Raw genomic sequence first — 689 nt, forward strand, 5'->3', positions numbered from 1 at the left:
TTCAGACTCGCTTTCGCTGCGGCTCCGTCTTATCAACTTAACCTCGCATGTAATCGTAACTCGCCGGTTCATTCTACAAAAGGCACGCTATCACCCATTAACGGGCTCTAACTACTTGTAGGCACACGGTTTCAGGATCTCTTTCACTCCCCTTCCGGGGTGCTTTTCACCTTTCCCTCACGGTACTGGTTCACTATCGGTCACTAGGGAGTATTTAGCCTTGGGAGATGGTCCTCCCTGCTTCCGACGGGATTTCTCGTGTCCCGCCGTACTCAGGATCCACTCTGGAGGGAACGAAGTTTCAACTACAGGGCTTTTACCTTCTCTGGCCGGCCTTTCCAGACCTGTTCATTTACCTCGTTCCTTTGTAACTCCGTATAGAGTGTCCTACAACCCCAGGAGGCAAGCCTCCTGGTTTGGGCTAATCCCGTTTCGCTCGCCGCTACTCAGGGAATCGCGTTTGCTTTCTCTTCCTCCGGGTACTTAGATGTTTCAGTTCCCCGGGTCTGCCTTCCATACCCTATGTATTCAGATAAGGATCCTATCCCATTACGGATAGGGGGTTTCCCCATTCGGAAATCTCCGGATCAAAGCTTACTTACAGCTCCCCGAAGCATATCGGTGTTAGTACCGTCCTTCATCGGCTCCTAGTGCCAAGGCATTCACCGTGCGCCCTTTCTAACTTAACC

The 689-nt window shown here is 51.7% G+C and carries 1 rRNA gene; it reads right to left on the minus strand.

Features of this window, described 5'->3' with window-relative positions:
- A 23S ribosomal RNA gene (locus tag AC3WTL_RS25675) occupies positions 1–689 on the minus strand; the annotation flags it as partial.

The organism is Cytobacillus sp. EB106-05-05-XG126, assembly GCF_058791715.1.